Origin of the sequence: Burkholderia sp. ZZQ-2, from assembly GCF_050768715.1 — a bacterium.
GTDB classification, from domain to species: Bacteria; Pseudomonadota; Gammaproteobacteria; order Burkholderiales; family Burkholderiaceae; genus Burkholderia; species Burkholderia cepacia.
The window spans coordinates 1-245 of sequence record NZ_LDVA01000132.1 but is presented as its reverse complement, the minus strand read 5'-3'; the positions used below and the strand labels follow the sequence as shown (position 1 = coordinate 245).

The following is a 245-nucleotide window of genomic DNA, read 5'->3' as shown; positions in this document are numbered from 1 at the left end:
CGCCGTGTACAAGTCCTGCACCCCTGACGGCGACTACTCGGTCACGATCGACCTCAACAAGCCGTTCGCCGGCTTCGTCGCCTCCCTCTCGCTCCCGTCCTTCTCGATGCAGAGCCCTTCGGCGATGCAGGAGTTCGGTGCGGACGAGGTCAGCGGCTCGGCGGAGTCCCCGCAGCTGTCCGAGTACGCGATGGGTCACCCGGTCGGTACCGGTCCCTACGCGTTCGACGAGTGGGCACCGGGCG

At 67.8% G+C, this 245-nt stretch carries 1 pseudogene; it reads left to right on the top strand.

Annotated features, from left to right (window positions below):
* Positions 1-245: pseudogene (locus ABY44_RS08265) on the top strand (hypothetical protein); the annotation flags it as partial.